Origin of the sequence: Bradyrhizobium sp. (assembly GCF_049586575.1) — a bacterium.
Taxonomy (GTDB): Bacteria; Pseudomonadota; Alphaproteobacteria; order Rhizobiales; family Xanthobacteraceae; genus Bradyrhizobium.
Genome location: NZ_JBAVCF010000201.1, coordinates 1 through 2,825 on the forward strand (window position 1 = coordinate 1; position 2,825 = coordinate 2,825).

The 2,825-nt window shown below is 64.6% G+C and carries 2 protein-coding genes; one reads left to right on the top strand and one right to left on the bottom strand.

The window, feature by feature from the left end; translation table 11 throughout:
* Positions 1–542, bottom strand: a 542-nt coding sequence (locus WB528_RS07640; protein ID WP_423887811.1) for a Crp/Fnr family transcriptional regulator, incomplete at its 3' end; no start/stop codon positions are given.
* A 190-nt stretch (positions 543–732) separates the two neighbouring features.
* Between WB528_RS07640 and WB528_RS07645 the strand changes: the two genes are divergently transcribed.
* A complete protein-coding gene (locus WB528_RS07645) occupies positions 733–2,700 on the top strand; it encodes an AsmA family protein (protein ID WP_423887812.1) in 1,968 nt (655 codons plus the stop codon).
* The last annotated feature ends 125 nt before the right edge of the window (positions 2,701–2,825 follow it).

A 2,825-nucleotide genomic window follows, 5' to 3' on the forward strand; every position in this document is an offset into this window, starting at 1 on the left:
AAGACGCCGAGCTGCTCCTGCGAAATATGCACTTCGGACCCAAAATCGGAAGCCAGTGCGCAAAGCCGCCTTGCGAGACGGACCGGCAGGGGTTGCAAGACCGATTCCTCCATCCGCTCGCTCATCCAGCGAATGCGCTGGCACAGCAGCATGATCAGCTGGACCGCGACCTTCGGCTCGCGCTCGAGAAAGCCGAGAAAATCCTCCCGCCGCAATACGAACAATTCGGTAGGCTCGCCCGCGGCCGCATCCGCCGTGCGGCTCTGTCCGTCGAGCACCGCGACCTCGCCGAAGAGATCACCCGGCCCGAGGAAATTCAGCGTCAGCCGGCTGCCATCGGAGACGCCGGTCTCGATCCGGATCTGGCCACGGCGGACCCCGAACAGCGCATCGCCCGGGTCGCCCTTTTGAAACAGCATCTCGCCGGCATCCAGATGCCGGGTATGGCAAAACGCCGAAAGCCGCTGCAATTCCTCGGCGCCGATATCCGCAAACATCGGGTTCATCTTCAAAATAACCGCAAATTCGGTCTGTTTGCTCATCGCAAAGCCTTCGTCACAGCCGCTCCATCGGCGGCCGCGGGTTCAATCGAGGAGAACTGTGTCATAAGTCACATACCTTTGCAGCAACCGCGGATTATTTTTGGCGTTCCCTTTTCCGGGATAGGCTCGGAGCCGCGCCCGGCCGAACTCGAGCCGGTAGCAAAACTGATTGCCGATCTGGAAGACCGATATGAGAGCCTTGAAAATCCTGAGCGGAATTATCGCTGCGATCGTCGTCGTCGCGGTATTGCTTCTCATCATCGGAATCCCCTCGGGCTTCCTGACGTCGACGATCCAGGACCGGGTCGAGCGCGAAACCGGCTACCGTCTGACGGTGGCGGGATCGACCAGGGTCGGGCTGTGGCCGTCGCTCAACGTCACGATGCGCGATGTGACGCTGACGGCGCCGAAGGACAGCGATGCCGGCAGCCGCCTGTCCGCCGGCAGCATTCAGGCCGACATCACCTTTGCCAGCTTGTGGTCGGGCTACCCCGAGATCACCGAGCTTGTGATCAATCATCCCGATATCAGTGTCCCGCTGCTTCGAGAGCGGCGGGCAATTGCGAGGACAACCTCCTCCCCGCCAAAGGCATCCCCGGACAACGCTTCGAGCGCGCCGGCCATCAAGCGCGTCACCGTCAACGACGGCAGGGTGACGTTCTTCAATACGCATGACGGGGTCGAACGCCGCATCGAGGGTATCAGCGCACGCGCCACCATCGGCGCTGACCGCGCTCTCAGCCTCAAGGGCAATGCACGCGCCGGCGGCCACCCGCTCACGTTCGACGTCAAGGCGTCGATGCCCAATCCGCCGCTGGAACGTCAGAACATTCCCGTTGAACTCTCGCTCGACGCACCTGGCGTTCTGCGGACGCCGCTGTCGAGCAAGGCGGAGGCGCGGATCAACGGGACGGTCGTCATGATCAACAGCATCGCTGGCTCGGTCGGCGACGGTGCCTTCGACGGCTGGGCCTCGGTCGACTTCGCAACCAAGCCGCTGGTCAAACTCGACCTCGACTTCAGGCGGCTCGATATTGCGACCACCACATCGCAAGCCGCGCCACAGGGCGCCGCCGCAGCGGCATGGAGCAACGATCCGATCGATCTCGCCGGGCTCAATTATGTCGACGCGCAGGTGCGGCTGTCGGCGGCCGAACTGAATATCGGAAGCACGCATTTTGCTCCCGTGGCGCTTGAGGCGTCGCTTGCGAGCGGTCAGTTGAAAGGCACCATCTCGAATCTCGGGGCCTATGGCGGCCAGGCCGAAGGCAGCGTCGATATCGACGTATCGCGCGACACGCCGGTTTATGCGGTCCGCAGCGATCTCACCGGTGTCCGCGCGCTGCCCTTGCTGAGCAGCGCGGCCTCCTTCGACAAGCTCGACGGCAAGCTGAGCGCCAAGATCGACGTCCGCTCGACCGGTCAAAGCCAGCAGGCGATCATGTCGAATCTTGCCGGCAGCGTGGTTGCGAATTTCCAGGACGGCGCCATTCGCGGCCTCAATGTCGCGCAGATGATCCGCTCGCTGGCATCCAGCACCCTTTCCGGCTGGCAGGAGAGCCAGGAGCAGACCACCGACCTGACCCAGTTGTCGGCCTCCTTCCGCATCGACAAGGGTCAGGCAGTGACGGCCGATCTCGATCTGGTCGGGCCGCTGGTGAAGATGACCGGCGGCGGCACCATCGATCTCGGTGCACAGACGCTGGCGCTGCGCGTCGAGCCGAAACTGGTGATGACCACCGAAGGCCAGGGACGCAGCTCGGACCCCGTGGCCTTCGGCATTCCCGTCGCGATCGACGGGCCGTGGGCCGCGCCGCGCATCTATCCCGATGTGGCCGGCATCCTCGACAATCCGGATGCGGCCTATGCCAAACTCAAGGAGCTGGGCAACGGCCTGTTCGCGCCCGGCGGACCTGGGGGCGGACCTGGCAGTGCGGGCAACCCGTCGAGCAGCGGCCAACCGGATACGCTCGGCAGCCAGCTCGGCGAGACCTTGGGCAACCTGATCCAGCAGGGCTTGAGTGCCAGCCGCAACCGCAACGCCTTGCCGTCTCCCTCGCCGAATGACCCTTCCGCGCCGGCGCAGAACAACCCCACCCCGCCGGACCAGAGCGGCCGGCCGGCCGGCGACCTGCACAGGCAATTCTTCGGCCGGTAGGCGAGCGGAAGCGACGGCGCGAAGGAAGCAGGAGCGGCGGCCTCGATTCCCGCCGTCGTCCCGGCCAAGCGACTTGTCCGCCGTAGCTCGAAGAGCGAAGGCGGAAGCGCGAGCCGGGACCCATA

Coding starts and splice junctions, on each gene's coding strand:
- WB528_RS07645 (WP_423887812.1), top strand. CDS start 733: ATGAGAGCCTTGAAAATCCTGAGCGGAATTATCGCTGCGATCGTCGTC.